Genomic DNA, 26,846 nt, shown 5'->3' on the forward strand with positions numbered 1-26,846 from the left:
AGGCCAGCGCTGTTTGCAGGTTTTCTACCCGAAACCTTAGGAAAATCTCTAGTATTGCTGGGGTTCTACAAAATGCCCGCTAGCGTGAAGAGAACGGTCCACGACCTGTAGACAAGCTCCCACGCAAGGATGGTTTTATGACCCAGGCTAAACCCGGCGACAGCGTCTCGATTCACTATACTGGCAGGCTCGAAGACGGCACTGTGTTTGATTCGTCGCGCGATCGCGACCCCCTAGAGTTTTCCATTGGCAATGGCGAGGTGATTCCTGGCTTTGAGGCGGCGGTGGTGGGCATGGCCCCTGGCGATGCTAAAACCGAAGTGATTCCGGCTGACAGCGCCTACGGCCCCCATCAGCCCGAGATGGTGATGGTGGTTGAGCGCCACCACATTCCTGCCGAAATTTCCCTCGATGTGGGGCAACAGCTGCAGCTACAGGGGCCTGAGGGCCAGATGGTGCCGGTCATGGTAACTGACCTGTCTGAGGCCAATGTCACCCTCGACGCCAACCATCCCCTGGCGGGAGAAACCCTGATTTTTGACATCGAGCTGGTGGCGATTCAGGGTTGAGCTGAGGAAAAATTTCTGCCCTGAGGCCGAGTCGAAAGGCTCGAATGCCGCTATCCCCCTCCACCCTAGGGGGATAGTTTTTATCAAAGGGGCGATTTATCATGCCACTGGCCTTTAAGCAAGGAGCCCCCATGGCCTACGAATTGCCCCCTCTCCCCTACGCCTACGATGCCCTAGAGCCCTACGTCTCCAAGAGCACCCTCGAATTTCACCACGATAAGCACCACGCGGCCTACGTCAGCAAGTACAACGATGCGGTCAAAGGCACTGACCACGACAGCAAGCCGATCGAGGATGTGATCAAGGCGATCGCTGGCGACAGTTCTCAGCAGGGGTTGTTCAACAACGGTGCCCAGGCCTGGAACCACACCTTCTACTGGAACTCTATGAAGCCCGGTGGCGGCGGCACTCCCACTGGGGAGCTGGCCAGCAAAATTGACTCTGACTTTGGCAGCTTTGATAAGTTTGTCGAGGAATTTAAGAATGCTGGGGCCACCCAGTTTGGTAGCGGCTGGGCCTGGCTGGTGCTCGACAACGGCACCCTCAAGGTGACCAAAACCCTCAACGCCGACAACCCCCTCACCGCTGGGCAAGTGCCCCTGCTCACCATGGATGTGTGGGAACATGCCTACTACCTCGACTACCAAAACAAGCGCCCCGACTATATCGATAGCTTCTTGAAGAACGTGGTCAACTGGGATTTTGCTACCAGCAACCTAGCCGCCGCCTAGACGGGGGCAACACCACAGTCGTGCTCCGCGACTCATGGGAGGTGGGTTACGGTCCGCCTCCTTTTTTGTTCAAGGTACCAGGCCGAAGGTCTCAGGTCGGCCCCTTGAACCTTAAATCCTGAACCCTACACCCTCCCCGCTATGCTATTCGCCGATCCAGACTTTCCCCACGTGGTGCTGTCCTTTGACTATCGGGGCTTTCGCCTAGAGCTTGACCAAAGCACGGAGGATGGCGTGCCGCTCTATGCGGTATGGGCCACCTACGACATGGGCTGTGCGGTGGCGGTGCCAGGGGTAGTCAGCCGCTCTGAGGCCATTTATAAGGCCAGACAGTGGGTCGATCGGCGGCTTAGCTCACCGGATAGGGGCGGTAGTGGGCGGTAGACTGGGTCAGCCAAGCTTCTAGTTCAGCGGCGGCCTGGGGTTTACCAAACCAGTAACCCTGGCCGTAGTCGCAGCCCAATCGCTTGAGGGTACTGACCTGCCGGGAGGTTTCAATACCTTCGGCGATCGCCCGAAAGCCCAGCTGTCGTCCCAGGTTAATGATGGTGTGCACAATGGTTTCGTGGCTCGGGCTGCTGTTCATCTGGCCGACGAAGGAGCGATCGATCTTCAGACTACTGATCGGAAAGCGGTACAGGTAGCTCAAGGAAGAATAGCCAGTACCAAAGTCGTCAATGCTGAGGGCAATGCCCCGCTGCCGCAGCCCGTTGAGCACGCGAATGGTATCGTCGATATTGTCGATCAGCATGCTTTCGGTAATCTCCAGCACCAAGCTGTGCGGCAAAAGCCCCGTTTTGCTTAGAATTTCATCGACCCGGCTGAGCAAGCCTGTACTGTGCAGCTGCAGCGCCGACAGATTGACGCTGACCGTAAGTGCCTTGGCTTGGTAGTAGGTGCTTTGCCAGGTGGCCATCTGTCGGCAGGCTAGCTCTAGCAGCCAGTAGCTTAAGGGCGCAATCAGGCCGGTTTCCTCGGCGACTGGAATGAATTCTCCCGGCATGATCAGACCCCGCTGGGGATGTTGCCACCGCACCAAAGCCTCAAACCCGGTTACAGTCGCTGTTTGCAGATCGACAATGGGCTGGTAGTAAAGCACAAATTCTTCGGGGTGGTGGAGTAGGGCTCGGCGCAGCTCGGTTTCAAAGGTGAGGCGGGCGATCGCGCGATCGTGCATGCCGCTATCAAAGGTCTGGTAGCCGTCGCGGCCCCCGGCTTTAGCCCGATACATGGCCGTGTCGGCATCGCGAATTAGCTCTAGGGCGCTTTGGTAACGGGCATCGCCCATCACCAGCCCCAGGCTAACGGTGGCAAACATCTGGTGACTGCTGAGCTGAAAGGGCTGGCGCAACGTCTCTAACAGCTGCTCTGCCGTGGCCTGGGCCCTCTCAAAATGGCCAATGTCTTCCAGCAGCACAATAAACTCGTCGCCCCCTAGGCGCACCGCCAGATCGGTTGGCCCCAGCGCCGTTTTAAGGCGGCTGGCCACCTCCATCAGCAGCTCGTCACCGATCAGGTGACCCAGGCTATCGTTGACGACCTTAAAGTGGTCGATGTCTAAAAACAGCAGGGCAAAGCGGTACTTACTCTGCTGGTGGGCCCGCTTCAGGGCCATTTCTAAACGCTCTTGTAGCTGCTTGCGGTTGGGCAAGCCGGTGAGGCTGTCGTGGCAGGCGTCGTGTTGGAGCTGACGGCGCAGTCTCACCTGGTCAGTGACATCGCGGGAGGCCGTCTGGAGCTGCACCACCACACCGGTAGAATCGACGATAGAGCGTGTAAAGGTCTCTAGCCAGACGTAGTGGCCCTGAAGATGGCGCATTCGATATACCACGGGGGTCGGGTCTGAGGCCCGCCTTAGTGGCGAGGTTTGCAAGTGCATTTGGTAATTCACCAGGTCGTCAGAGTGCACCAGGCTGCTGGGCTGTAGCCCGATCAGAGCTGCTGGGCTATAGCCCAGCAGCCACTCCACCGACGGGCTGACGTAGAGGTAGGTGCCATCGACCTCGTGTAAACAGATCAGGTCACTCATATTTTCGGCCATCAGGCGAAACAGCGCCGCCTGCTGCTGAATTTCGGCGTTGGCCTGCTCGACCTGGGCCTTGGAGCGTTGCAGCTCACCAAAGGATGATTCCAGCCGCGTCGCCATCCGGTTAAAAGCCACGGCCAGTCCTTCTAGCTCTTGCAGGCCGGTGCGGCCAATGGTCTGGTTCAGGTTGCCCTCAGCGATCGCCTGGGATGCTGAACTAAAGGCGGTTAGGGGGCGGGTGATCCAGCGGCTGGTGTAGAGACCAGAGGCGATCGCCCCAGCCAGTGCCAGGGTGCAAAGGGCAATGGTGTTGCGGCGGCTGGTTTTGATCTCCCCCATAAAGTCACTCTCAGGCATAATCACCACGATCAGCCAGTCGAGGCCATAGCCATCATTGAGGGGAACCACCTGCATAAACTGCCGATCGCGATCGAGCCAAAACTCCGTCTGCTGGGGTTGAATGGTTTGCCAGTCTCCCCCCGACTGGTTGAGCAACAGCCGAGCGCTGGCGCGAATGCGAGGGTCTGGGCTAATAACTGAGTAGACCCGCTGGGGCCGACCGTCCACTATTTTGTAGGACTTAGCATCGTTAGAGGTGGCGATCAGCAGGCCCGATCGCTCCATAATGAAGGCCTGACCGTGCTCACTGATCGAGATTTCCCGTAAAAACTGGCTGATTTGGGTAAGAAAGAAGTTGTTGCCCAGCACCCCAATTAGCTCGCCGCGATCGCCGTACACGGGGCGAGACGCTGAAATCGCTAGCACCGGGTAGGCGTGGTAAGGAAAAATTTCTCCCCAGGCCGGGCCCTGGGCTTGCACAGCCGCCCGATACCAGGGTCGAGTTTGGGTATTCCAGTTAGGGGTAGATGAGACGACACGAGTAGAGCGGGCCGTCCCTATCTCAACCTCTACAAACTCAATACGATTGTCTAGGGAAGGACCAGCCTGCATGCGCTGGTGGGCCTGCTGGCCCAGGTTGGTATGCCCTACAAATTCGCCGTTGGCGTTGCCAAACATGATCGAATCGATGTGGGGAAAGGTGCGAGACTGCCGCATAAAGTGACGAAACAGTGCCTCCGAGTCGGTGGGGTCAACCTGACCGAGGGCAATGGCGTCATAGGTGAGCTGGTTGACCAGGTGGGAGGTGGCCAGCATCGTCTCCATCTCATGCTGAATGTGGTGGGAAACCATAGAGCGCAGCTCAGTGGCTACCTCGTTCACCGCCCGCTGCCCCTCGTGTAGGGATAGCCATCCTGTCAACCCCACGGCCATCGATACTTGCACCACAAAGGGCACAACGATTAGCAGCCGCAGCGGTATGCGGCTAAATGCCCCTCGATTTGGCAATCCGAGAAAACGACGCCCCATGTAGCCTGTGTTACCAACAGTCCTATTAGTATTCCTGTCGGGGGGCAAAACTAAGCGATCGACATCACATATTTACGAACGGGTGAGGCTGGAGGTCGATGTGCTAACCCAAACGCCCTGCTACGAACGCTTCTAGCCGCTCCATACCTTCCAAAATAGTCTCCATGTCGGTGGCATAGGAAAGGCGAATGGTGCCTTCAGCGCCAAAGGCAATTCCCGGAATGGCCGCTACGTATTTTTCGTCGAGTAGTGCGGTGCAAAAATCGAGGGAGGAAACACCGAGGGCACTGATGTCGATACAGAGGTAGAAAGCCCCCTCGGGCTCACCGCAGTTCAAGCCATTGATGGTTCGACACCGCTCAATAATGGCTTGCCGTCGCTCGGCAAAAGCGCGGCCCATAGTGGCAATGCAGTCTTGGGGGCCTTCGAGGGCGGCGATCGCCCCGTACTGAGCAAAGGTGCACACGTTCGACGTACTGTGGCTCTGTATAGTAGCTACCGCCTTGATCAGCTCCGCTGGCCCAGCTAGGTAGCCCACCCGCCAGCCGGTCATTGAATAGGCTTTGGCGAACCCGTTGCTAATAATAGTGTGCTCAAAGGCCTCGGGCGACACAGCCCCAATGCTAAGGTGAGTCGCCCCGTCGTAGAGAATTTTTTCGTAGATTTCGTCTGACACCACCCAGATGTCGGCCTCGACCACTACCGCCGCCAGAGCCGCAATTTCAGCGGGGGAGTAGACCATCCCCGTGGGGTTAGAGGGGGAGTTAAGAATAAACAGCTTGGTCTGTGGAGTAATTGCCTGGCGCAGCTGCTCGGGGGTAATGCGGTAGTTTTGTTCAGCGGTAGTGGGCACAATGACCGGCGTGCCCCCAGCTAGCTTCACCATCTCAGGGTAGCTCAGCCAGTAGGGGGCCGGAATAATCACCTCGTCGCCGGGTTCGATCAGGGCCATCATCAGGCCAGAGAGCGAATGCTTGCCGCCGTTGGTGACGATGACGTTCTCGGGGCCGTAGCAGAGGCCGTTGTCCTGCTGAAGTTTTTGGGCGATCGCCTGGCGCAGGGCCGGTTCGCCCGCTGCCGGACCGTAGCGAGTTTTGCCCGCATCGAGGGCAGCCTTGGCAGCCGCCTTGATGTGGTCGGGGGTATCAAAATCGGGTTCGCCAGCGCTAAAGCTGCACACCGGCAAGCCTTCGGCCTTCATGGCCTTGGCCCGGGCCGCAATGGCCAGAGTCATCGACGGAGTGACGCAGGTTACACGGTTTGCCAGGGCTAATCGGGGCACGGCCAGACCTCCAACGAACATTGGCTATCGGCTTCCCCAGAACGGTTGTTCGTTGGGCCTCTAACCGGAATATATTACATTCACCATAGATTAGATCGTTTGGTCGGTTCTGACCATTGCAACCGGGGTTTTTTCTGCCATTGCGATCGCCTCTCACGGTGGGATGTTGACCGCCGCTGCTGCTTCCTGCCCCAGGAATAAGCTGCGGTTGAACCTTTTATTGCCTGCCCAGGCTCTTTTCGGGCTCATCTTAGGGCTTCAAACCCTCCGATAGAATAAACGTGGGCTGGACTACAGACTGCTTAGAACAGAACAAGATTGTGCTGGGGATTACTAAATTTTAGAAATCCGCAGATTTACGCATAAAGATTTTCCTGACTAAGGAGGGATGGGTTTGTAACTAGGACTAGAAGCGCTAACAAGGCCACGTCCTATGCACTCTTCCTCCCCCTGTTTTTTGATGACTCGTCTGGCCTGCGCCGCTAGCCTGGGCCTAGTTATGGCTACTGCCGCGCCCCTGGGCCTATCTGCTGGGCTCGAAGCCAGCTCCGAAGCTACCCTGCGCACCGCGGCTCGTGCTGAGGACGATCGCGGTAGCGGTCGCCTCAGCCGGGTGCCTGCGATCGCGGGCTGGCTCAGCTTTCGCGGCAGTGGTCGGGTTGATCCCACCCCTCCCCAACCCTCCTTTGGCAGTGATAGCCCCGTTGCCTACCGCGGCAGCGGCAGAATTACTAAGACTCGCATCACCTAGCTTTCTCTAGCCTTTGCCGGCTTAGGGTCAGCTAGTTGATGCGTTGGGTTTCTGTTGACCCTGCTCTACGACTAAATGAATTTAACCTGCAATAGGGGTCAATTTGGCAGATTTTGAGTCACACTTAAACCTAATCAGGTGTAATTTCTTTGGCTGACGGCTTGGCCGTCAACCCTCGTCAAAGCTTCAAACAATTAAACGTATTTATATTGCCTTATTCATGGTGCGTCTTCTTGCAGAGCATTTAAATTAAGCTGTATCTGCTATTTCTGACAATTCTCAGCGGTTTTGCCCCCTTAGCAGCGGGGGTCGCGATACCGCCTGTTGTTCTGAGCTTCCCCAAGTCCGATGGCCGAACCCCTTCTCTCAATGTCTCTGTCTGCCCTAGCGGTAGAAGACGAAGCCCTGATTCGCCGCCTCAGCCCCAGTGCCATCGATCAGATACTGCTTTACATCGCCTTCAGCGCTATGCGAACGGGGGGGCATCGCCACGGGGCCTTTTTAGATGCAGCGGCCACGGCGGCTAAGTGCGCCATCTACATGACCTATCTAGAGCAGGGCGAAAACCTGCGTATGACGGGCCATCTGCACCACATTGAGCCCAAGCGGGTCAAGGCCATTGTCGAAGAAATGCGCCAGGCCCTCACTGAGGGCAAGCTGCTTAAAATGCTGGGCTCCCAAGAACCCCGCTATCTCATTCAATTTCCCTACATGTGGCTGCGGCGCTACCCTTGGAGATCAGGGCAGTCGCGGGTCTCGGGCACCTCTCTAACCAGTGACGAAAAAGCGCTGCTGGAGAGCCGGCTGCCCAAACCCTGTCCCGATGCCCGGATTATCAACTCGTTTCAGTTTTTAGAGCTGATTGAAATTCTCCACGAAAAGTCTCAGGATGACCTGCCTGTAGAGCACCGCGTACCCCTGAGCGAAGCTCTGGCCGAGCATATCCGGCGGCGGCTGATCTATTCGGGTACTGTGGCGCGCATTGATGCCTCCTGGGGGGCTTCGTACTATGGGCTGGCCCGGTCTTCCTATGCTCCGGTTGATGACCAAGAGCGCATGTACGCCATGGTCGAAGATACGGCTCAGTACTTTCGCATGATGCGCGAGTGGGCCAACGGCATTCCTGGCACGATGCGTGTGTTAGAAGAATTAGATATTCCCGTCGCTGCTCGCGATGCTGCTCTCCAAGAGCTAGACGAAGTAATTCGCACCTGGGCCGATAAGTATCACCAGCCGGGTGGCGAACCTACTCTCTTGCAGATGGTGATTGGCCACCACATCAAATAGTTTGCTCAGCGATCTTAGAATTCTTAAACACGAAGCGCCCTAGTCCCTAAGGCTAGGGCGCTTCGTGTTGAGTGTCATGGGATCACACCGTGCGTCGTCGGACCGCGCGGCCAAAGCTAGGTAGCTCGACGGCGGCAATGGAGGTGATCTTTTTCTGCGATCGCAGCGGATGGACCAAGGGCGACGGTGAAGCCTTGGGGGCGGACACTGGATAGCTGTAGCTAGGCAGGGCGGAAGCCGCTGGCTGGCTAGGGCCAGGTGCAGGTGCTGTGGGCTGCTGAGTTCGCACCGGTTCTGCGGGTAGAGCGGTGGCAGAGGGGCTAGGCATTGGGGTGGGCTGCGGTACCGCAGCGACGGGCTCTCCCCAGGGCGATGGCTCTGTAAATAGAGACGCTGCCTCTAAAGCGGTAGTTGTTGCGGGTTGGTCAATCGTCTCCAGCCAGGGGTCGAGGGCGGTAGGTGCGGGTTTGGGGTTAGCCAAGGGCGGTGGGTCCGCAGAAATCGTCGGTAGGGGCTCGGGGGCGATTGCCACGCTTGGTTCTGGCAAAAAATCGGGCTGGACTGCTGCCGGAGCCGGTACTGAGCTTGGCCCGGCGCTGCGCAGACCTCGCAGCAGATGGGTCAGGCTAGGATTATCCGTGACGCTGCCCTGACCGGCTGACCAAGGCTGGATCTGCTGCGATCGCGGCATGGCAACAGGCTGGCTCACGTCCTCAAGGGCGGTAGGGCTCAGCAGCTGCCCCTGTACCGCAGTCGAGCTGGGACCGGCCGAGCCAGCGGCCGGAGTCATATTCAAACACTTCTCTAGCGCCGCTTTGAACTGGAGGGTATAGCGCTGCTGGCGATGCAGGCGCGCCTTAAGATCGCGGCAGGTTTCTTCAGCCTGGTGCAGGGCGGTATTTTTTTCACCGAAGCGCTGCTGCAAAAGGGTGCACTCTCGCTCAAGCTGGGCAACCCGCTGCTGGTTGGACTCCAGCTCGGCCTGGAGGGTTTCGTTGTGGATAGTAGTGCGGCGCAGCCCATCGTTGGCGATGTCAAGCTCGCTGAGGAGCTGAGCAATCTGCTGCTGCACCGGGCCGGGAGTGGCCCCTAAAGGAAGACTGCCCGGCATAGTTTGGGTGCGCTCGATCTCAGCCTGAAGGGCCACCTGCGATCGCTCTAGAGCTTCCTCAAGCTCAGTGACGCGCAGCAGGAGGGCATCGTTGCACTGGTTGAGATCTTGAATCAGCTGCACCAGATCTTCTGGGGCAGGCTCGGCGGGTTGTGTGGCCTCTGCTAGGCTCTCTGCCGCGGTTGGCGAAGACAAACCATAGACCTCAGCCAGCTCAACGGCATGGTCTAAGGGCAGCTGACCAGGAAAGGTGACTGCCTCCCACTCGTTGCCAGCCGGGGGAAAAGGCTGATCTAGAGCTTCCTCGGAGTTGTACCGCGAAGGGTTACCCTGGGGCTCTGGGGAAGCGCTTGAAGCCGTAGTGTCAGTCATAAGGTTGCCTGATCCTGGTCGCGTAGTCTCACATTGAACACTCAACCACTAAGGGGGCTGTTGACCCCTAAGAGTAGCTAATTTTGCCAGTTTATTCACTTTTTTATTGACTCTTCAATTACAACATGTCTTTTTATGACTTCAGTTTATCCTTTACCTTCGCTTTTTCTTTTATCCCTAGAGTTAGAGCCGGGTAAAAATGCTGCTTTGCTCGCTCTGAATGCACCGCCAAGGCTGTATCCCCTCTGCTAGCGTCGCCCTTTTGAGCAACTACTAATGCCGGCCTCTGTGTCTCCATCCCTTGCCCTGGCTACCCTCAGCTACGGCCCCGACTTCTACCGTTGCCAACTGTTAGTCGACAGTGTTAGTCAGCTCAGTCAGATCTCACTGCGCCACTACGTCATTGTCGATCAGCGGGATTATCCAATGTTTAAGTCGTTGGCCAACGCCAGCACTGAAATTTTAACGGTTGAGTCACTACTGCCCGCCTGGATTCGTCGCTTTCCCCTAGTCAGCTGCGCCTGGCTCAGCTTCAAAACTCCGCCAATTCGCAACTGGGTTTTGCAGCAGTTGGTCAAGCTGGCCTTTGCCCAACGCGTCCCTGAGGCCGTCACGGTTTTTGTTGACTCTGATGTGGTGTTTGTGCGCCCCTTTGACCTGACAAACTTTGCCCAACCCGACCAAACGCGGCTGTTTCGAGTGCCTGAGTTCTATAGCCCTGACTTCGAACCGCTGTACGAAGTGGCCTATCAGCTGCTGGGGCTAGAGGGTTACCGCTACGGAGTCACACGCCCCAACTACATTGGCAATTTGATTAGCTGGCGGCAGAGTAACGTGGTTGCCCTGTGCGATCGCCTAGAGCAAGTAGGAGGTCGCCCCTGGCTAGAGACCTTGGCCCGAGCGAAAACTCTGTCGGAATACATTCTCTACGGGGTGTTTGTCGATCAGGTGCTGGGCGATGCGGCTGGTCACGTCTACGACTGGTCTCCCCTGTGTCACGAATACTGGCGACCCTGCCCGCTAGATGATCATCAGCTGGTCGAGTTCTTTGCTGCTATGCAGCCTCAGCACATTGCCGTGATGATTTCAGCGAAAGCGCAAATTGCTCCCGATCGCTACCGCCACTACCTGCAGCGCTACAGCACCGAGACTGCTACGCCTTGTCCTGGTAAGCCAAATTTGCTCTCCAATCCCGCGCTGGATTTCCCCGTTTGACCCCCCGCTCAAGATTGGGTCAAAGTTTCCGGGAACTCTGCCCCCGCCCTTGATAGACATAGAGATAGAGGCGAAACATTGCCCTCTACTGCCGCGATCGCCCCCAGCCTCACCGCACAAATTGTCTACTATAAAGTGCGGGGGTGAATGGGCAACACTGTCGTTTTGGGGTTCCATACCGTAAATAATGATCAGATCAGGGTTTCGCACTGCACTTTTGGTAGCCGTCGCTGGCATTGCCATAGCCGCCACCGTCACTAGCCAATCTACCGACCTGGCCACCGCTCCGCCTGCTGCGATCGAGGCAGATAACTTGGACGCCGCCGCGCCAGCTCGCGACCCAGAAACTCTGCGCCTGCTGTACAGTCGCTCGGTGGTTACCCTCAACCCTCACCTGGCCAGTGGCTACCAAGATTTTGAGGCGGCCCGCATCGTCTACGAACCCCTAGCCAGCTATAACGAGGCGGGCGAGCTGGTGCCCTTTCTAGCCGACGAAATTCCGACTGCAGAGAACGGGGGCATAGCCGCCGATGGCACCTCTGTCACCTGGACGCTGCGCCCCGATATCACCTGGGCCGACGGCGAACCCTTCACCGCCGCCGATGTGGTGTTTACCTTCGAATTTATTCGCAATCCTGTGGTGGCGGCAGCAACCGCTCAATATTATGACGGTGTGAAAAGCGTGGAGGCGATCGACGACTACACCGTAAAAATTACCTTTGCCACTCCCACCCCCGCCTGGTCGATTCCTTTCACCGGTCAAACCGGGCTGATTTTGCCTCGCCACATCTTTAAAGAATTTAACGGCCCTACCGCCCGAGATGCACTGGCCAACCTCCAGCCCGTTGGCACTGGCCCCTACCAGGTCGTCGGGTTTGAGTCGGGCACTGTGGTGTACGAGCCCAATCCCAGCTACTGGGGCGGACGGCCTGCCTTTAAGCAAATAGAGCTGGCAGGCGGTCTAGCTCCCTACGCCGCAGCGCGAGAGGTCTTGCAGGCTGGCACCGCCGACTTTGCCCACAACCTCCAGGTTGAAGCGGAGGCCCTCAGCGAGCTAGAAACTGACGCCAGTGGCCATGTCACTCACCTGTTTGGCTCTCAGGTGGAGCGGATTATGCTAAATTTTTCCAATCCCTTTGCCCGCACCGAAGACGGGGAGCGCTCTAGCCCAGAGATTCCGCACCCCTATTTCAGCGATGTGCGAGTGCGTCAGGCGATTAATCTAGCCGTAGATCGCAACACCATTGCCAAAGAGCTTTACGGTGCCTCTGGCAAACCAACCGCTCAACTGCTGGTGGCCCCTGCCAACTACCAAGCGCCAGACGTCAGTTATAGCTACAATCTGGCGCAGGCCAAAGCGCTGCTCGATGAGGCGGGCTGGGTTGACAGCAACGGTGATGGTCTGCGTGAAAAAGATGGCATTCCCCTAGAGGTGCTGTTTCAGGCGGCGGTCAATCCGGTGCGCCAAAAGACCCAGACCATTGTCAGCGATAGTCTGCAAGAGCTGGGAGTAGATGTGCAGATTGCGCGAGTGCGTATGGACGAATTTTTCTCAGGCAACCCGGAGGACACCGGCAGCCTCAACCATTTCTATGCCGATATGCAGGTGTACTCTATTGGCAACGAAAGCCCTGACCCCAGCATCTATATGGGTTGGTGGACTTGCGACAAAATTGCTTCCCAGGCCAACCAATGGCAGGAGCCCAACAACGCCCGCTACTGCAACCCGGAGTACGATCGCCTCTGGGATGAAGCCCGCCAAGAACTCGACCCCGCTCGCCGCGCCGCACTGTTTCAGCAAATGAATGAGCTGCTAGCCCAGGATGTCGCCGTCATTCCGGTGGTGCACCGAGCTATGACCAATGCAGTCAGCGATCGCCTCACCGGAGTCGAGTTCACTCCCTGGGATGCCAGCACTTGGGCGATCAAAGACTGGAGCCCTAAGCCCGCTCAGCCGGAGCAATAGCAGAGCAGGCGCGATCGCTGAGATAGGTGTCTAAGCCTTCTATTACGTAGTAGTTGGCTAATGATTGCGATCGCAATCATTAGCCATACTTTTGGCCATTAGGTTGCAGAACTAGGAGGGACTTGAAGCCAGCAAAGCTCAAGGTTTTATAGCGAATATGTGGTTTTCTGGCCGGGTCAAGGCAGAATGGTTAACTGTAACAAGCGACCGACCCTTCCTATGACCTCTGAACCCGCTGTCACCAGCTCCACGGTGTCTCCTCTGGCTGCGATCGCCCTTAAGGTAGCCGGTGCCATCGCCATTCTGTCAGCCCTGCTCGACTTTCTGATTCTGCTGATTCCACCCAATCTCACCAATGTGCAGTGGCAGTTGGCCACTACCACTCAGCTCGTCGATCGCGGCATTGTCCCTCTGATAGGCATGGCTCTGCTGCTGACCGGGTTTTGGCTCGACAGTTCTGTGGGCAAGGGGAGGCAGCGCAAAAATCTGACCACCGATCTGCGGTTTTGGGTCTGTGCTTTGGCTAGCGTGCTGGGTTTGGTCTACTTGTTGCTCATACTACTGCACCTCAACGCTGTACGCCTTTCTAGTCAAGCGGCCCTAGCCCAAGTCAGCACCGAAGCTAGCGAAGCCGCAACCCAGCTGCAACAACGGCTGTCTACCGAACTCAGCCAGCAACAGACCCAGCTAGGGGCGCTATTCGAAAACGACGATCTTTTATCCCAAGCGATCCAAAGCGGCCAGCTTCCCGCCGATATTGAGCAGTACCGCGACGATCCAGAGGGGCTCACCCAGTTCTTGCAGCAGCGCGCTGACCAAGCCCAGCAGCAAATTGAAACCGAAATCGGCACTCGCCGGGCGGAAGCCGAGCAGCGCGTTAGGGTTGAGGCCTGGCGCTCTGGCATTCGCGTCTCAGTGATTAGCCTGCTCTTGGCCGCTGGTTACTCGATCATTGGCTGGCTAGGGCTACGACGGCTGCTATCACTGACACGGTCAGCCTAGCCTAGGGCTTGCATCATCGCCTGCTGGGCTACGGTCTGATAAATCTCCTTGAGGTGGCCCATCACTGCGGGTGCATCCTCAGGAGGGAGCGGTATTTTACCCAACACATCTAGAACCGTTGTTTCGGCAGGGGTAATCACCACCAGTTCCGAGTCCAGGGGTTCTGCATAGGCCCAAAAATGCTGAAGATCAACTTGACTGGTGACTTTCCCAGATTCCGGCTGAATGGCCAACTCCGTATCTGTGGTTAGGACTTCGGTGGAGGTCGCGGTACTCTGCCGTCGTTGCCGTAGCGCGTCTAAAATACTGTCACGACTGCGACCCCGCAGTTGAAACAGCACAAACGGGTCCTCGCGAAAAAAATCTCCTAGCTGGTAGTACACCGCTGCAATGTGCTTGCAGGGGTTCTTAGGATCAGGGCAACTGCATTTAGAATGCACCTCTGACAGGTTGAATGGGTAAAGGCTGAGGCCATTGGCGGTAAAAACAGCCTCAATTTCAGCCGGCATTTCCCCCGCCAGCAGCTGAGCAGAATAAATAGCCTGCTCCGAAAGTGAATCAATGACGTAGTTCCAGTCTTCATCACTAAACGCGTCGAGCCAGATCGAAAGCTTGTAAGGTTCTTCAGCTGTGCCCTGCACCAAGGCCGTGACCTTAGACCCCTTGTACTCTAGGCTGAGAATGTGGCCTTCTCGGGCGTAGATGCGTCCCCGCTCTAGGCGCTTTTTGAAGCGGTAGGTGTTCAACAGCTCTACCCAGCGCTGCACCCACCAAGCTTCATCTTCTAGGGCATAGGCAGAGCTTGAGGCGGACGCGTAGGCAGTCATAACAGGCAGCATAATGGGCTATCTGTTCATCTTAAGGCCAGTCGAGCTAGCCTCGCAGACTTGATCTAACAACCTATTGCAAGTGAACAGATCCAGGGAACGTTCCGCTGCTGGAGGCCCAAAACTCAGGTTTTAGACCCCAAGATTGACTAAATTTACCGAGCGGCTGCCATTGCTAGAGTCATGCCCATCACGCCAATGTCTTTGGCGCGATGGGCATGACAGTTAGGCGTTAGCGACCAATACCCAGGTACTGGAACCCAGCCCGCACCAGAGCTTCGCGATCGAGGAAGTTGCGGCCATCAATGATGATGGGGCTGTTCATCCGCTGGCCCATAGCGGCGTAGTCGAGCTCTTTAAACTGTTGCCAGTCGGTGACTAAGACCAGGGCATCGCAGTGGTCGGCCAAGAGCGTGGCGTCAGTCTCAACGATAACGCCCGTCAGCCCATGGCGCAGCCCGCTTTGGGAAACAATGGGGTCATAGGCTTTAACTTTGGCTCCTAGGCGATTGAGCTGCTCAATCAAAATCAACGCTGGTGCGTCGCGCATGTCGTCGGTGTCAGGCTTAAACGTGAGCCCCAGCAGGCCTACGGTTTTTCCCTTGAGAATCTTAAGCACCTGCTGAAGCTTTTCGAGGGTAATTTGACGCTGGCGGTCGTTAACCTCCACGGCGGCTTTGAGTAGCTGCGCCTCGTAGCCGTAGTCGTCGGCGGTGTGAATCAGGGCCGATACGTCTTTGGGAAAGCACGACCCGCCCCAGCCAATGCCTGCCTGCAAAAACTTTTTGCCGATACGAGAGTCTAGACCAATGCCTTGGGCCACCTGAGTCACGTCGGCTCCCACGCGATCGCAGATATTGGCGACTTCATTAATAAAGCTAATTTTGGTGGCCAAAAAAGCGTTAGAAGCATACTTGACCATTTCGGCCGAGCTGATATCGGTAACCAGCACAGGCACTGGCTCAGCACTGGGATCTTCGGCAAAGCGCCGTTCTATGATCGGGGTGTAAAGTTCTTTCATCATGGCGATCGCCCGAGGGCTGTTGCTGCCCAGCACGATGCGATCAGGGTTAAAGGTGTCGTATACCGCTGAGCCTTCGCGCAAAAACTCTGGGTTGCTAACGACATCAAAGTCGGCAGCAACCTCAGGGTGGGTTGTCTCAGGAATACCCCCAGCAGGCACGGGTACCAGCTGGCGCTCAGCCACGCCATCCAACACAATCATGCGCACCCAGTCGCCGGAACCAATGGGTACCGTAGATTTATTAACAATCACCTTGTAACCGCCGTTTAGGTGAGTACCAATGCCCCGAGCTACCGCCTCCACATAGCGGGTATCACTTTCACCCGTAGGCAGTGCTGGGGTGCCCACTGCAATGAATAGGATGTCGCCGTGCTCAACGCCACCTTTGAGATCAGTGGAAAACTGGAGATGGCCTGCTGCCATTGACGACTGCATAATCTCAGCCAGCCCAGGCTCAAAAATGGGCGACTGCCCCGCCTGCATGAGCTTAACCTTTTCTTCGTTGACATCAATACACACTACATCGTGGCCAACATTGGCTAAGCACACACCGGTAACTAGGCCTACATAACCAGTACCAATCACACATACCCGCATAGAAAATAGTCCTTACTTTATGAACAATCGATAACCGTTAAACTTTGAGCTTAATGCTCTTGACTTTGGCAAACCCGAGGCCATAGCTAGACTATGGCCTCCTAGCTATGGCAACCTGCAAAGGCTAGCTAGTCACAGAGTGCAGTGTCGGTGATACAGCCGCAGTTGTTCCTGATGGGCTCTGACGACTGCGAAAATCGTCGATGGTAAGCTTGAGTCCCTCCTGTAGAGGCACCGTAGGATTCCAGCCGAGGAACGTTTGAGCCCGAGTGATATCTGGCTTGCGGCGCTGTGGGTCATCCTGGGGCAAGGGTTTATAAATCAAGTCAGCGCCTGGGTTCACCATAGCCTGGATGGTTTGAGCTAGCTGTAAAATGGTGTACTCATCGGGGTTGCCTAAATTGACTGGACCAATGTAATCGCCATTCATAAGTCTCATCAGACCGCTCACCAAATCAGACACGTAGCAAAAACTCCGCGTTTGAGAACCGCTACCGTACACAGTCAGCGGAATACCCTGTAGGGCCTGGACAACGAAATTGCTGACTACACGGCCATCGTTTTCAAGCATGCGAGGCCCATAGGTATTGAAAATTCGGGCCACTCGAATATCGACGTTGTTTTGACGGTGGTAGTCAAAGGCTAAGGTTTCAGCAACGCGCTTGCCCTCGTCATAACAGCTGCGAATGCCAATAGGATTGACATTGCCTCGGTAGTCTTCGGTTTGGGGATGTACTTCAGGGTCGCCATACACCTCAGAGGTTGAGGCTAGCAAAAAGCGAGCTTTAACTCGCTTAGCTAAGCCCAACATATTTAGGGTGCCCATAACGTTGGTTTTGATGGTTTTAACCGGGTTGTATTGGTAATGCACCGGAGAGGCAGGGCAAGCCAGATGATAAATTTGGTCAACCTCAAGCCGAATTGGCTCAGTTACATCGTGGCGAATGACCTCGAAATAGGGGTGATCGAGCCAGTGCAGCAGATTGTGCCGGTGACCTGTATAAAAATTATCTAGACAAATTACTTCGTGACCTTCGGTCATCAAACGGTCGATTAAATGGGAGCCAATAAACCCGGCTCCACCGGTTACGAGAATTCTCATGGGCAATTAACCAGAGAGAGATTTATAAACTAGGGGGTGTAGCTTGCATCTACCCTTACTTTTCCTAGGGTAAAGTATCCGGATATCAAAACCCCATTGCCTCAATTTTGATTAGTTTGCTGATACTCTATGAAGTTTTTTACTTTAAACGGCTGTTTTTAACCTGGACCTGAGCAGGCTGTGTACTTATTTAAGCCACCCTATGTCTGATGATGTCCTTTGCTATTTGTTCGTTTATGGCACCCTAAAACCTGGGGAGAGAGCGTTTGCCAACCTCTGTGAACCTTTTGCGATCGCAGCCCAACCTGCACAGACGCTGGGACGGCTCTATCATTTACCCCTAGGCTACCCAGCTATGACCACAGAACCTGGTTGGGTACAAGGGTTTTTGCTGACGTTCTCCAGCGCATATGCTCTAACGGCTATAGATGATTTTGAAGAATATTACCCCGATCGCCCCCAGAGCAGTGAGTACCAGCGGAGCTTGCAAACAGTTTATGACCTGAACCAGCACCCCTTAGAGATAGCTTGGGTCTACACCATTAGCCTAGAGCAGGTAAATAGTTTTGGAGGTCTCTGGTTACCCCATGGCTATTGGACAGAGGCTATGGACTTTATAAACTTGCCAAAATAAAAAAGGCTCTGCCATGTTGGCAGAGCCTTAACGCTAGTTAAACCTAGCTAAGTTGTGACTAAGTTATGACAACTTAGAAACGGAAGGTGGCGCGAAGAGCACCCCAGAGACCAATGTCATCATTACCAGCAAGGTTGGTATTGATGTCACCGTAGATGACAGCGGGTGTGATGGTCAAGAACTGGTTGAAGGGAATTTCGTAGTAACCTTCAATCAGAGTGGGGTTGTTAGTAGTACCTAATAGCTGGGGCAATTGGCCACCGTAGACACCTAGCTGAGCACCCTCAGCCAGGAAGTCATTGAGGCCAACACCAGCAGTCCAGCTGAAGTCGTTGCCACCATTGTAGGTGGTGTAAGCACCGTGGCCAGCTACGAAGAACCTGCCGAAGTCAAGGTTCAACAGACCAGCATAGGTGTCAGTAGCACCCGCAACACCATTGAATCTGTCAGACCGGTCGCTGTGGATGTAGGCAATACCAGCATCCAGGAAGCCATCAGTTATGAAGCTGAGCTGGCCAATGTAGCTCTGGCTATTAGCAGCAAAGATACCGACGGAGGGAGTAAAACCACCCTCGCCACTGGTGTAACCTGCATCGAACACAATGCTGTCGGTGAGAGCAAAGCTCAGACCAACACCAGGACCAGCGGTAGTGCTACCACCCGCGTCATAGAACTGAGGCCCACCAGCATCAGCAACGGAGGGGCCGTCGAAGGGCACGATGGTGCTGGTTACCCAGTCATCGCCCTGGAGACCACGAGCAGAAGCCGTTACGGTAATACGGCTACCAACAGGGAATTGGTAGTAGAAGTCATCAACAGCAACGTTGTAATCAGTATTGTCCTCGTTGCCGGCGTCACTGCTGCTAGCATTAGCAAGACCACCTAGGAGCCCATCGCTGAAACCGTCGCCGCTGATTGCATTGCCTCTGGCAGACTGCAAGCGAATGCGCAAACGGTCGTTGCCGGTAAAGCTGGAGTCGAAGTTCAAACGGGCACGGGCAGCAACGCTAGTGCTCGCCTCACCGGTGACGATGTCAATCGGGGTAACCAGGTGGAAGTCAGCCTGACCAACCAGCTTGGTGGTGGTAGAGAACTGCTGAGCGCGCAGGGTAGCGGTTTCAGCTTCTAGGGCATCGACGCGACCGCGCAGGGTAGCCAGTTCAGCCTGGAACTCTTCTTGCAGACGACGAATGGTGGCGAGGTCGTCAGGGTCGATGCCGGACTGGGCGATCAGGGTCGCGATCACGTCCAAGCAGGAGTTGAGACCAGCGGCGAACTCAAAGCGAGTCAGGCTGCGCTGACCGCGGAAGGTGCGGTCGGGGTAGCCCTGAATACAACCGTAGTTTTCAACTAGGCTTTGTAGTGCCTGGAAGGCCCAGTCGGAGGGCAGCACGTCGGTGAGCTCTGAAACACTGGTGATTTGAGCCAGTTGAACAGAGTCTTGGTCGAAGTCGCTGACCAGGGGGGTAGCAGCTTCAGCTGCGATCGCGGAGCCAGAGACGGCCACAGCTGCACCTAGGGCAGCGGGCACAGCCAGCAAAGATTGCCAAAATAACTTAGCCATTCGATTTTCTCCTCACACCTTAATCAAGGCTTATTGTGTACCTACCAGCAGGTTTGGCAAAAGCCGCACCCAATGAACGAAGTTCAGACCTGACCCAATAATAGGGGACAGTAACTCAACCTTATGTACATCCAAGACCGATAGTAGCAGATCTGCTCATCGGCGGCTAGATAAGATTTGACCTAATGACTAAGTAGTCACAAAATCACCTCATCTAGTGCTTAGACAAGCACCTTAGGCATAAGGTTCCCCAAAATTATCTGAGTTAGCAGGAGTAAGGAAATTTTTTGGAATGGCGTATTAGACGACTGTTGATTCCGGTTTCTGAAGCTGATGGATAAGCTCTGGCGACCGGAGACTCTGACCAGTGATCAACCAACTCAGAGTCCCCAGTAAGAGGGATAACCCCTAGAACTCGAAGGTGGCGCGCAGGACACCCCAGAAACCAGTTTCATCAGTATCACTACCCAGATTGGTGTCCCCATAGATGACTGCAGGAGTAATGGTTAGGAACTCGTTAAAGGGCACCTCGTAGTAACCTTCAATCAGGAGAGGGTTGTTGGTGGTGTCAGCTACCTGAGGTAGCTGACCACCGTAAATGCCCAGTTGAGACCCTTCAACTCCAAAGTCGTTGATGCCAAGACCAGCGGTCCAGCTGAAGTCGTTGCCGCCGTTGAAGGTTTGATATGCGCCATGGCCAGCGATGAAGAATCCACCAAAGTCAAGGTTCAACAGAGCAGCATAGGTGTCAGTACCGCCGGGTAAACCACCTTGGAAGTTAGTGGATTGGTCATTGTGCAGGTAGGCAATACCAGCATCCAGGAAGCCATCGCTCAGGAAGCTAAGCTGAGCAATGTAGCTCTGGTCGGCAGCAGCAAAGATACCAACATTAGGATTGAAGGCACCAGGACCACCAGCCGTGTAACCTGCATCCAACACGATGCTGTCAGTCAGGGCAATGCTGATACCAGCACCGGCACCGTTAGAGCTACTGCCGCCGCTGCTATAGAAAGCTGGTTCTCCATATTGGGCGACGGAGGGGCCATCAAAAGGAACGATGGTGTCGGTGACCCAGTCATCGCCCTGAAGGCCGCGAGCAGAGGCAGTTAGAGTGATGCGGCTACCAACGGGGAATCGATAGTAGAAGTCGTCAATGGTTACGTTGTAGTCGTTGCCCCGAGCGTTGGCCAAGCCACCGAGCACATCTGGGGCAATGGCGTTACCCTCACCAGCCTGCAGGCGAATACGCAAGCGATCGTCACCAGTGAAGCTGGAGTCGAAGTTTAATCGAGCGCGATTGGCAACGCTAGTGTTTGCTTCATCGGTAATGCTGTCAATCGGGGTTACCAGGTGGAAGTCAACTTGCCCTCGCAGCTTGGTGGTGGTAGAGAACTGCTGAGCACGGAGGGTAGCGGTTTCAGCTTCTAGGGCATCGACGCGGCCACGCAGGGTAGCCAGTTCAGCCTGGAACTCTTCTTGCAGACGACGGATGGTAGCGAGGTCGTCAGGGTCGATGCCGGACTGGGCGATCAGGGTCGCGATCACGTCCAAGCAGGAGTTGAGACCAGCAGCGAACTCAAAGCGAGTCAGGCTGCGCTGACCGCGGAAGGTGCGGTCGGGGTAGCCCTGAATACAACCGTAGTTTTCAACCAGACTTTGTAGCGCTTGGAAGGCCCAGTCGGAGGGCAGCACGTCGGTGAGCTCTGAGACGCTGGTGATTTGAGCCAGTTGAATAGAGTCTTGGTCGAAGTCGCTGACCAGGGGGGTAGCGGCTTCAGCTGCGATCGCGGAGCCAGAGACGGCCACAGCTGCACCTAGGGCAGCGGGCACAGCCAGCAAAGGCCAAAATAGCTTAGACATGTAATTTTCTCCTCACACCGTTCTAAAAAGCGAAGCGTGTACCAGTAGCGAAAGCTGCAGCACAGTTTCGTATAGGAGGTTGTCGTAGATCAACATCCTCAGGGTGCAAGACGAGTTAAGTGTGAGTGAGAGTTTGGGAAGAGCTTAATTAACCTCATTAACGTCAAGTGAAGAAATCATGGCTCTTCGACTGTGACGTTTAAGGTTAAGTTGGTTTAACTCAAAGCAGAGATAGTTTCTGCCATAGCAAAGTCTTTTTCGGTTAGACCTCCTGTGTCGTGGGTGGAGAGGCTAACGACGACCCGGTTGTAGGAGATTTGCAGGTCGGGGTGGTGACCGGCGGCTTCGGCAGGCTCGACTAGCTGGTTGACAAAGTCGACGGCAGCGACGAAATCTTTGAAGGTGCGGGTAAAAGTGATGGTCTTGCCGACCAACGTCCAGTCAGAAAGCTGGCTTAGTTTAGCTTGAATGTCGCGATCGCTGAGGAGAGTGGCCATGGTGGTAGGGAGATGAGCTATCCCATCATCCTAGGACGGTAGTGGTGCGATCGCATTCAGCGAAGGGATGCTGAGTCTGCCAATCGCGCATTGCCTCTGAAGCGCTGCCCTTTTAAAAGCTATCCGCCCCTGCCAGGGGAAGAAAGTCTTCCTAAGCAGGGGCGGTCTAGTTGGATCTTAGGTTGAACCTGACTGCCGGGAGGAACCCTATTCAGCCAGCTTCGAGAGCTTAGCTAGTTGCCAAAGCAACCAACACTGAAGCTAGAGTACAGCCCCGGCGCACAGCCGGCTGATCTCAACCTGAAGACCCACACGTTTACTACTTTCTTGCATGGGCATCACCTCCTGGAATCCTAACGGTAAAATCTGTAGAGTTGCTGCCGTAACAGCGGCATTACTCGTAAGTTAGCACAATAATTTCTGGCTGTGGCAGAAATTGCGAGCTTTGTCGAGGTCTAAGCTGATCGCGCTGGCCCTCAATGCCCTTCCAGAGCCCATAATCTATGTCCCTAAATCCTCTTCCGATTCCTGATATCACCGTAGATCAGTACCTACAAGCCTGGTTACAAGAAGATGTTGGCCGCGGTGACTGGACTACCGCTGGGTTAGGGTCTTTTGCCCAGCGGCCTGGGCAGGCCGTTTGGGTCACCCGCGCCCCCGGCGTCATTGCCGGACTTCCCTTGGCTCGCCGCCTCTTTCAGCAGCTGGATGTCGACGTCAGCTTTGAGCCCTTGGTGAATGATGGCGACCCTTGCAATAAAGACACCACCGTTGCCAAAATCAGCGGCCCTCTGGCGGTGCTGCTCACGGGCGAACGGGTGGCCTTAAACCTGGTGATGCGCCTGAGCGGCATTGCCACCGCTACCCGTCAGTACGTGGAGCAGTTAGCCGATCGCCCTACCCAATTGGTCGATACCCGCAAGACTACCCCTGGTCTACGTCAGTTTGAAAAGTACGCCAGCCGAGTTGGTGGGGCCATCAACCACCGCATGGGGTTAGATGATGCGGTGATGATTAAGGACAACCATATCGCCGCTGCTGGGGGCATTCGAGCGGCAGTGGCTCAGATTCGAACGGCAATTCCTTACCCTATGACGGTGGAGGTGGAAACGAGCAATCTAGAGCAGGTTGATGAAGCGATCGCCTGCCCTGTAGACATCATCATGCTCGACAATATGTCTCCAGAGCTGATGAAGACAGCTGTTGAGCGCATTCGCGAGCAAAAGCCAACGGTCAAGATCGAGGCGTCTGGAAACGTGACGCTGGAGACCTTAGGGGCGATCGCGGCGACGGGGGTAGACTTTATTTCCAGCAGTGCCCCCGTTACTCGGGCTCCGTGGCTAGATATTAGTATGCAAGTGACGAGTTCTGAAGCGGTTTAACCCGAGGCAACCCATGATCTTAACTACCGGTCCTAACGTTGACGGTCGTCAAGTAGTTGAATACTGCGGGTTGGTCAATGGAGAGGCTATTTTGGGCGCAAATATCTTTAAGGACTTTTTTGCGGGCATTCGCGATGTGGTGGGCGGGCGATCGGGTGCTTACGAAAAGTCTCTGCGTCAGGCCCGCAACACCGCTATTAAAGAAATGACGCAGGCGGCCCAGGAACTAGGCGCCGACGCCATTATTGCCGTAGACATTGACTATGAATCGCTCGAAATCAACAACGGCGGCAACATGCTGATGGTGGCGGCCAGCGGTACAGCGGTGCGTCTGGGATGAGACGTTCTTGGCTTAGACACCCGGTCCCTAGACTCGATTAGGCTAAATCCAAGGATGTACTTTAGGGACTAGGTCCCTAGATTGGGTTACTGAAGAGCGTGGTCTTTCAGGTCAGCTAGGGAAACATGCTCGATGGCAGCAGCATGAGTGGCATCGAGGATCACTGGGGGCGCTACCCCAGCTTCTAGGGCTTCTTGCCAGCGAGGGGCGCAGAGACACCAGCGACCGCCCGGCTTGAGCCCTGGAAATTGGAAATCGGGCATCGGCGTCGAGAGATCGTTGCCCTGGGCCTTGGTGAAAGCCAAAAACTCGGGGGTCATCTGGGCACACACCACGTGAACTCCCATATCGCCTGCGCCGGTATTGCAGCAGCCATCACGATAAAAGCCGGTCATGGGCGAGGTGCAGCAGGGGGCGAGGGGAGTCCCCAAGACGTTGGTGGCGGTGGTCATGGGAGTTTTAACCTAAAGAGCCGGTAGGCAGGTCGCCGTTCGCTTTTAATCTACCGCAAGACCTCATAACCCGCCTTGACGAAGCTTAAAAAAAAGAGATGCCGCTAGCGACATCTCCGGGAGATAGGTTTGAGGGTAAAGAGTCTGGCAGGGACTGACCTGCCTCGGCCTACGCATCAATGGTGGTAATGGGTTCATCGGCTGTGCTAGTGCCGGACTGCTTACGCTTGTTGAGGTGCTCCAGCGCAATTTGAGTCAATTCGGTGACGAGCAGGGTGGCCAACAAACCGTCATCGACCCAGCCAATAATTGGCAAGAAGTCAGGGGCAATATCAATGGGAGAAACCAAGTAAATTATGGTTCCCACAACCAAGAGCCAGCGGTATTTGGTATTGCGTAGAGTTGCTTTATACCAGTTGTAAAACAAGCCGATCGCATTGTTCATTGAGCCATTCACCTGAACGTGACTATTTCATGATGTCAAAAAAACGGGTAATCACCTAGTGTAGAAAACTGATCTAAAACGGTGGAGAACCGGCCCCCAGAATTGATTGGCTCTGGGTGAAGCAACCTCTGGATGCCCAGAGCCAGAGTGCTAGACTACGGGAGCAACAATGACAGAAATGCGCGGTTCTATGACCGTAGAGACGAGACCGACGGACCAAGCCGGAGTGGCGACCATTGAGGTGCTCCTTAGCATTGCACCCATGATGGATCGCACCGATCGCCATTATCGCTACTTTATGCGGCAGATCACTCGGCACACCCTGCTCTATACCGAGATGGTGACGGCCCAGGCAATTTTGCACGGCGATCGCGACCATTTGCTGGGTTTTACCCCCAGTGAGTCGCCGCTGGTGCTGCAGGTGGGAGGTGACGATCCGCAGATGCTGGCAGTCTCGGCCCGCGCTGCCGCTGACTTTGGCTATGATGCCATCAATTTGAACGTGGGCTGCCCGAGCGATCGCGTCCGCAGCGGCAACTTTGGAGCCTGCCTGATGGCCCAGCCTGGGCGGGTCGCCGAGGGCGTTGCGGCGATGATGGCGGCCAGTCCGCTGCCGGTCAGCGTCAAGCACCGGATTGGGATCGATGATCGCGATCGCTATGAGGACATGGCCACTTTCGTGGATACCGTGGCTCAGACCGGCTGCCGCCACTTTACTGTTCACGCCCGCAAGGCCTGGCTGCAGGGGCTTAGCCCCAAAGATAACCGCACCGTGCCGCCCCTACGCTACGGCGACGTGCACCGCCTCAAACGCGACTTTCCCCACCTGTGGATTGAGATCAATGGTGGCTTGACCCGACTTGAGCAGGTGACAGAACAGCTTGCCCAGGTCGATGGGGTCATGGTTGGCCGAGCTGCCTACGACAATCCTTACCTCTTTAGCCAGATTGATCAGAGCTTTTTTGCTGCCCGCCAGGATCCCCTCAGCCGCCACCAGGTGGCCGAAGCGATGCTGCCCTACATTGACCACTGGGTGCGCCAGGGGCTGAAGCTCAACAAAATTACTCGCCACATGCTGATGCTGTTTGCAGGGCAGCCCGGCAGCCGCTTGTGGAAGCAAACACTAACCGAGGAGTCGTCAAAGCCTAGGGCCGGGGTTGAGGTTGTCCGGCAGGCTTTGACGGCGGTGCAGCGACAGAGCGAAATTCAGGCTCAGCTAGGGAGTCTTGTTTAGGCCTTGGGTGTTGGTCTCGATCGGGGTTGGCACCCAGGCGAAGGGATAAACGTATTCGTCAAGGGCGGTTAGGGGAGACAGTGCTGTGCCATCGGGCTGAACGCGGTGCAGCACCTGGGTACCTAGTGAGTCGTCCGGCGGGGTGGCCGTAAAGGCGATCCACTCGCCATCAGGGGACCACTGGCTGTCGAGGATATTCTGCAGAGGCTGATTGGTCAAAGCCGTAAATTCTTGGCTGACGAGATCCATGCGAAATAGGGTTTGCCGACCGGCTTGAGCTCCTGAGGCGAAGGCGAGCTGCTGACCGTTAGGAGCCCAGCTGAGGGCGTCGTAAAAACCAGGCCGGGTGAGAGATTGGGTCTCCCCAGTGTTGACGTTGACTAGAGCAATGATTTCTTGGTTGCTGAGGGGTGGGTTGTGGGGCCGATAGTAGGCGATATAGCGACCGTCAGGTGACCACAGCACAATGCTGCGGTAAATCTGGAAGTTGGCTTCGGGCGTCAGCACGCGGCGATCGCCCCCGTCAGCCCTCACGACATTGAGCCGCTGGAAAGGATAGTTACCCTCATAGAAGGCCAGCTGGGTGCCATCGGGGGACCAAGCCAAAGGGCTCCCAGCAGCACCGTAGATGCCAGGGGTTTGGGTAATGCGGCGAGGGCGACTGCCGTCCAGCCCGGCTACGAAGATATGCTGGCCGGTCACATAGGCGATCTGGCTGCCATCGGGCGCCACAAAAACGTCTGACTCTGGACTGTCGGGCAAGGAATTAAAGGCTGTCACCTCTCCAGTAGGGCGACTAAGGAACAGTTCTAATTCAGCGGGGGCACCGGCGGTGGGGGCGGGGCAGCGCTGCTTAATGACCAAGGTTTCGCCATCGAGCTGCCAGACCAGATCGATTGTGGGCAGCCGTTGACAATCGCTAGAAAACACCAGCTTGGGGGAGTCCGCACCCGGTTCAACTCGATAGACTTCGCCGTAGTTTTGAACAATGGCTAGCCGCTCTCCGCTGCGAGACCAGGCTAGGGTATTGAAGGGGCGATCGCCCTCGGGCAGCAGGGCTTCGCGATCGCCGCTGTCGGGCTCCAGACGAAACAGCCCATTGGGGGTCGCAAAAGATAGATCTGCCGCTGGCGCTGCTGTGATGGCAAACGCCACAATTGCGGTGGTGAATACGGCCACAGAAGGTTGAATCACGGTTTCACATCCTT

At 55.8% G+C, this 26,846-nt stretch carries 24 protein-coding genes; 12 read left to right on the plus strand and 12 right to left on the minus strand.

The window, feature by feature from the left end:
- The first annotated feature begins 137 nt into the window (after window positions 1–137).
- From H6F59_RS13505 to H6F59_RS13515, 3 genes are all read left to right on the plus strand, one after another.
- A complete protein-coding gene (locus H6F59_RS13505) occupies window positions 138–569 on the plus strand; it encodes a peptidylprolyl isomerase (protein ID WP_190700554.1) in 432 nt (143 codons plus the stop codon).
- A 131-nt stretch (window positions 570–700) separates the two neighbouring features.
- Window positions 701–1,300 carry a superoxide dismutase gene (locus H6F59_RS13510; RefSeq protein ID WP_190700850.1) on the plus strand — a complete coding sequence of 200 codons (600 nt, stop codon included), beginning with the start codon at window positions 701–703 and terminating at the stop codon, window positions 1,298–1,300.
- Window positions 1,301–1,441: 141 nt separating this feature from the next.
- Window positions 1,442–1,684, plus strand: a complete 243-nt coding sequence (locus tag H6F59_RS13515; RefSeq protein WP_190700557.1) for a hypothetical protein — start codon at window positions 1,442–1,444, stop codon at window positions 1,682–1,684.
- On the opposite strand, the gene H6F59_RS13520 is transcribed toward H6F59_RS13515, so the two are convergent.
- Both H6F59_RS13520 and H6F59_RS13525 read right to left on the minus strand, forming a co-directional pair.
- Entirely contained in the window at window positions 1,650–4,694 is a 3,045-nt protein-coding gene (locus H6F59_RS13520) for an EAL domain-containing protein (RefSeq protein WP_190700561.1), read from the minus strand. The genes H6F59_RS13515 and H6F59_RS13520 overlap by 35 nt on opposite strands.
- A 103-nt stretch (window positions 4,695–4,797) precedes the next feature.
- Complete coding sequence (locus H6F59_RS13525; protein WP_199325786.1) at window positions 4,798–5,928, minus strand: pyridoxal phosphate-dependent aminotransferase; 1,131 nt, start codon at window positions 5,926–5,928, stop codon at window positions 4,798–4,800.
- A 481-nt stretch (window positions 5,929–6,409) separates the two neighbouring features.
- Between H6F59_RS13525 and H6F59_RS13530 the strand changes: the two genes are divergently transcribed.
- Window positions 6,410–6,727 (plus strand): hypothetical protein, encoded by a 318-nt coding sequence (locus tag H6F59_RS13530; protein ID WP_190700566.1) that lies wholly within the window; start codon window positions 6,410–6,412, stop codon window positions 6,725–6,727.
- Between the two features lie 369 nt (window positions 6,728–7,096).
- Window positions 7,097–8,014: a heterocyst differentiation master regulator HetR gene (gene hetR / locus H6F59_RS13535; RefSeq protein ID WP_190700853.1), complete on the plus strand. Its 918-nt coding sequence runs from the start codon at window positions 7,097–7,099 to the stop codon at window positions 8,012–8,014.
- Window positions 8,015–8,096: 82 nt separating this feature from the next.
- On the opposite strand, the gene H6F59_RS13540 is transcribed toward hetR, so the two are convergent.
- On the minus strand, window positions 8,097–9,497 hold the full coding sequence (locus H6F59_RS13540) for a hypothetical protein (protein ID WP_190700569.1): 1,401 nt from the start codon (window positions 9,495–9,497) through the stop codon (window positions 8,097–8,099).
- Between the two features lie 276 nt (window positions 9,498–9,773).
- Between H6F59_RS13540 and H6F59_RS13545 the strand changes: the two genes are divergently transcribed.
- The 3 genes from H6F59_RS13545 to H6F59_RS13555 all read left to right on the plus strand — a co-directional run bounded on the left by H6F59_RS13545 (window position 9,774) and on the right by H6F59_RS13555 (window position 13,680).
- Window positions 9,774–10,712: a DUF6492 family protein gene (locus H6F59_RS13545; RefSeq protein WP_190700573.1), complete on the plus strand. Its 939-nt coding sequence runs from the start codon at window positions 9,774–9,776 to the stop codon at window positions 10,710–10,712.
- Window positions 10,713–10,899: 187 nt separating this feature from the next.
- Entirely contained in the window at window positions 10,900–12,678 is a 1,779-nt protein-coding gene (locus H6F59_RS13550; RefSeq protein ID WP_190700576.1) for a peptide ABC transporter substrate-binding protein, read from the plus strand.
- A gap of 219 nt (window positions 12,679–12,897) precedes the next feature.
- Complete coding sequence (locus H6F59_RS13555) at window positions 12,898–13,680, plus strand: HpsJ family protein (protein WP_190700580.1); 783 nt, start codon at window positions 12,898–12,900, stop codon at window positions 13,678–13,680.
- On the opposite strand, the gene H6F59_RS13560 is transcribed toward H6F59_RS13555, so the two are convergent.
- The 3 genes from H6F59_RS13560 to H6F59_RS13570 form a co-directional block, all read right to left on the minus strand.
- Window positions 13,677–14,507: an SWIM zinc finger family protein gene (locus H6F59_RS13560; RefSeq protein WP_190700585.1), complete on the minus strand. Its 831-nt coding sequence runs from the start codon at window positions 14,505–14,507 to the stop codon at window positions 13,677–13,679. The two genes, H6F59_RS13555 and H6F59_RS13560, sit on opposite strands and share 4 nt — an antisense overlap.
- A gap of 232 nt (window positions 14,508–14,739) precedes the next feature.
- Complete coding sequence (locus tag H6F59_RS13565) at window positions 14,740–16,128, minus strand: UDP-glucose/GDP-mannose dehydrogenase family protein (protein ID WP_190700588.1); 1,389 nt, start codon at window positions 16,126–16,128, stop codon at window positions 14,740–14,742.
- A gap of 124 nt (window positions 16,129–16,252) precedes the next feature.
- The gene (locus H6F59_RS13570; RefSeq protein ID WP_190700592.1) at window positions 16,253–17,230 is read right to left on the minus strand and encodes a UDP-glucuronic acid decarboxylase family protein; all 978 of its coding nucleotides are present in this window, start codon (window positions 17,228–17,230) and stop codon (window positions 16,253–16,255) included.
- A gap of 202 nt (window positions 17,231–17,432) precedes the next feature.
- Between H6F59_RS13570 and H6F59_RS13575 the strand changes: the two genes are divergently transcribed.
- Window positions 17,433–17,864 (plus strand): gamma-glutamylcyclotransferase, encoded by a 432-nt coding sequence (locus H6F59_RS13575; protein ID WP_190700596.1) that lies wholly within the window; start codon window positions 17,433–17,435, stop codon window positions 17,862–17,864.
- Window positions 17,865–17,937: 73 nt separating this feature from the next.
- Here the strand turns inward: H6F59_RS13575 and H6F59_RS13580 are convergent, their stop codons facing one another.
- From H6F59_RS13580 to H6F59_RS13590, 3 genes are all read right to left on the minus strand, one after another.
- Window positions 17,938–19,428 carry an iron uptake porin gene (locus H6F59_RS13580; protein ID WP_190700600.1) on the minus strand — a complete coding sequence of 497 codons (1,491 nt, stop codon included), beginning with the start codon at window positions 19,426–19,428 and terminating at the stop codon, window positions 17,938–17,940.
- 408 nt (window positions 19,429–19,836) lie between these two features.
- Window positions 19,837–21,288, minus strand: a complete 1,452-nt coding sequence (locus tag H6F59_RS13585; protein ID WP_190700604.1) for an iron uptake porin — start codon at window positions 21,286–21,288, stop codon at window positions 19,837–19,839.
- 215 nt (window positions 21,289–21,503) lie between these two features.
- Window positions 21,504–21,785: a 4a-hydroxytetrahydrobiopterin dehydratase gene (locus H6F59_RS13590; protein WP_190516793.1), complete on the minus strand. Its 282-nt coding sequence runs from the start codon at window positions 21,783–21,785 to the stop codon at window positions 21,504–21,506.
- Between the two features lie 503 nt (window positions 21,786–22,288).
- On the opposite strand from H6F59_RS13590, the gene nadC reads away from it, so the two are divergent.
- Entirely contained in the window at window positions 22,289–23,167 is an 879-nt protein-coding gene (nadC, locus tag H6F59_RS13595; RefSeq protein WP_190700607.1) for a carboxylating nicotinate-nucleotide diphosphorylase, read from the plus strand.
- Between the two features lie 13 nt (window positions 23,168–23,180).
- Window positions 23,181–23,507, plus strand: coding sequence for a heavy metal-binding domain-containing protein (locus H6F59_RS13600; protein WP_190700610.1), 327 nt, complete (start codon window positions 23,181–23,183; stop codon window positions 23,505–23,507).
- 86 nt (window positions 23,508–23,593) lie between these two features.
- On the opposite strand, the gene H6F59_RS13605 is transcribed toward H6F59_RS13600, so the two are convergent.
- Window positions 23,594–23,959, minus strand: a complete 366-nt coding sequence (locus H6F59_RS13605) for a DUF2237 family protein (protein ID WP_190700613.1) — start codon at window positions 23,957–23,959, stop codon at window positions 23,594–23,596.
- A 169-nt stretch (window positions 23,960–24,128) separates the two neighbouring features.
- Window positions 24,129–24,404, minus strand: coding sequence for a YkvA family protein (locus H6F59_RS13610; protein ID WP_190700616.1), 276 nt, complete (start codon window positions 24,402–24,404; stop codon window positions 24,129–24,131).
- Between the two features lie 190 nt (window positions 24,405–24,594).
- Here H6F59_RS13610 and dusA point away from each other — a divergent pair, with 190 nt between their 5' ends.
- Window positions 24,595–25,638, plus strand: a complete 1,044-nt coding sequence (gene dusA, locus H6F59_RS13615; protein WP_199325787.1) for a tRNA dihydrouridine(20/20a) synthase DusA — start codon at window positions 24,595–24,597, stop codon at window positions 25,636–25,638.
- Here dusA and H6F59_RS13620 read toward each other — a convergent pair.
- Complete coding sequence (locus tag H6F59_RS13620; RefSeq protein ID WP_190700622.1) at window positions 25,621–26,832, minus strand: PD40 domain-containing protein; 1,212 nt, start codon at window positions 26,830–26,832, stop codon at window positions 25,621–25,623. The genes dusA and H6F59_RS13620 overlap by 18 nt on opposite strands.
- Window positions 26,833–26,846: the final 14 nt, after the last annotated feature.

The organism is Nodosilinea sp. FACHB-141, from assembly GCF_014696135.1.
Lineage (GTDB): Bacteria > Cyanobacteriota > Cyanobacteriia > Phormidesmidales > Phormidesmidaceae > Nodosilinea.

Excerpts from the sequence above, each read along its gene's own strand:
- H6F59_RS13525 (WP_199325786.1), bottom strand. The coding sequence starts at position 5,928 with ATGACTCTGGCCATTGCGGCCCGGGCCAAGGCCATGAAGGCCGAAGGC.
- H6F59_RS13520 (WP_190700561.1), bottom strand. The coding sequence starts at position 4,694 with ATGGGGCGTCGTTTTCTCGGATTGCCAAATCGAGGGGCATTTAGCCGC.
- H6F59_RS13585 (WP_190700604.1), bottom strand. The coding sequence starts at position 21,288 with ATGTCTAAGCTATTTTGGCCTTTGCTGGCTGTGCCCGCTGCCCTAGGT.
- H6F59_RS13590 (WP_190516793.1), bottom strand. The coding sequence starts at position 21,785 with ATGGCCACTCTCCTCAGCGATCGCGACATTCAAGCTAAACTAAGCCAG.
- H6F59_RS13565 (WP_190700588.1), bottom strand. The coding sequence starts at position 16,128 with ATGCGGGTATGTGTGATTGGTACTGGTTATGTAGGCCTAGTTACCGGT.
- H6F59_RS13560 (WP_190700585.1), bottom strand. The coding sequence starts at position 14,507 with ATGACTGCCTACGCGTCCGCCTCAAGCTCTGCCTATGCCCTAGAAGAT.
- H6F59_RS13600 (WP_190700610.1), top strand. The coding sequence starts at position 23,181 with ATGATCTTAACTACCGGTCCTAACGTTGACGGTCGTCAAGTAGTTGAA.
- H6F59_RS13570 (WP_190700592.1), bottom strand. The coding sequence starts at position 17,230 with ATGAGAATTCTCGTAACCGGTGGAGCCGGGTTTATTGGCTCCCATTTA.
- H6F59_RS13550 (WP_190700576.1), top strand. The coding sequence starts at position 10,900 with ATGATCAGATCAGGGTTTCGCACTGCACTTTTGGTAGCCGTCGCTGGC.
- H6F59_RS13515 (WP_190700557.1), top strand. The coding sequence starts at position 1,442 with ATGCTATTCGCCGATCCAGACTTTCCCCACGTGGTGCTGTCCTTTGAC.
- hetR (WP_190700853.1), top strand. The coding sequence starts at position 7,097 with ATGTCTCTGTCTGCCCTAGCGGTAGAAGACGAAGCCCTGATTCGCCGC.
- H6F59_RS13575 (WP_190700596.1), top strand. The coding sequence starts at position 17,433 with ATGTCTGATGATGTCCTTTGCTATTTGTTCGTTTATGGCACCCTAAAA.
- H6F59_RS13540 (WP_190700569.1), bottom strand. The coding sequence starts at position 9,497 with ATGACTGACACTACGGCTTCAAGCGCTTCCCCAGAGCCCCAGGGTAAC.
- H6F59_RS13580 (WP_190700600.1), bottom strand. The coding sequence starts at position 19,428 with ATGGCTAAGTTATTTTGGCAATCTTTGCTGGCTGTGCCCGCTGCCCTA.
- H6F59_RS13555 (WP_190700580.1), top strand. The coding sequence starts at position 12,898 with ATGACCTCTGAACCCGCTGTCACCAGCTCCACGGTGTCTCCTCTGGCT.
- dusA (WP_199325787.1), top strand. The coding sequence starts at position 24,595 with ATGACCGTAGAGACGAGACCGACGGACCAAGCCGGAGTGGCGACCATT.
- H6F59_RS13510 (WP_190700850.1), top strand. The coding sequence starts at position 701 with ATGGCCTACGAATTGCCCCCTCTCCCCTACGCCTACGATGCCCTAGAG.
- H6F59_RS13505 (WP_190700554.1), top strand. The coding sequence starts at position 138 with ATGACCCAGGCTAAACCCGGCGACAGCGTCTCGATTCACTATACTGGC.
- H6F59_RS13530 (WP_190700566.1), top strand. The coding sequence starts at position 6,410 with ATGCACTCTTCCTCCCCCTGTTTTTTGATGACTCGTCTGGCCTGCGCC.
- H6F59_RS13610 (WP_190700616.1), bottom strand. The coding sequence starts at position 24,404 with ATGAACAATGCGATCGGCTTGTTTTACAACTGGTATAAAGCAACTCTA.
- H6F59_RS13545 (WP_190700573.1), top strand. The coding sequence starts at position 9,774 with ATGCCGGCCTCTGTGTCTCCATCCCTTGCCCTGGCTACCCTCAGCTAC.
- nadC (WP_190700607.1), top strand. The coding sequence starts at position 22,289 with ATGTCCCTAAATCCTCTTCCGATTCCTGATATCACCGTAGATCAGTAC.
- H6F59_RS13605 (WP_190700613.1), bottom strand. The coding sequence starts at position 23,959 with ATGACCACCGCCACCAACGTCTTGGGGACTCCCCTCGCCCCCTGCTGC.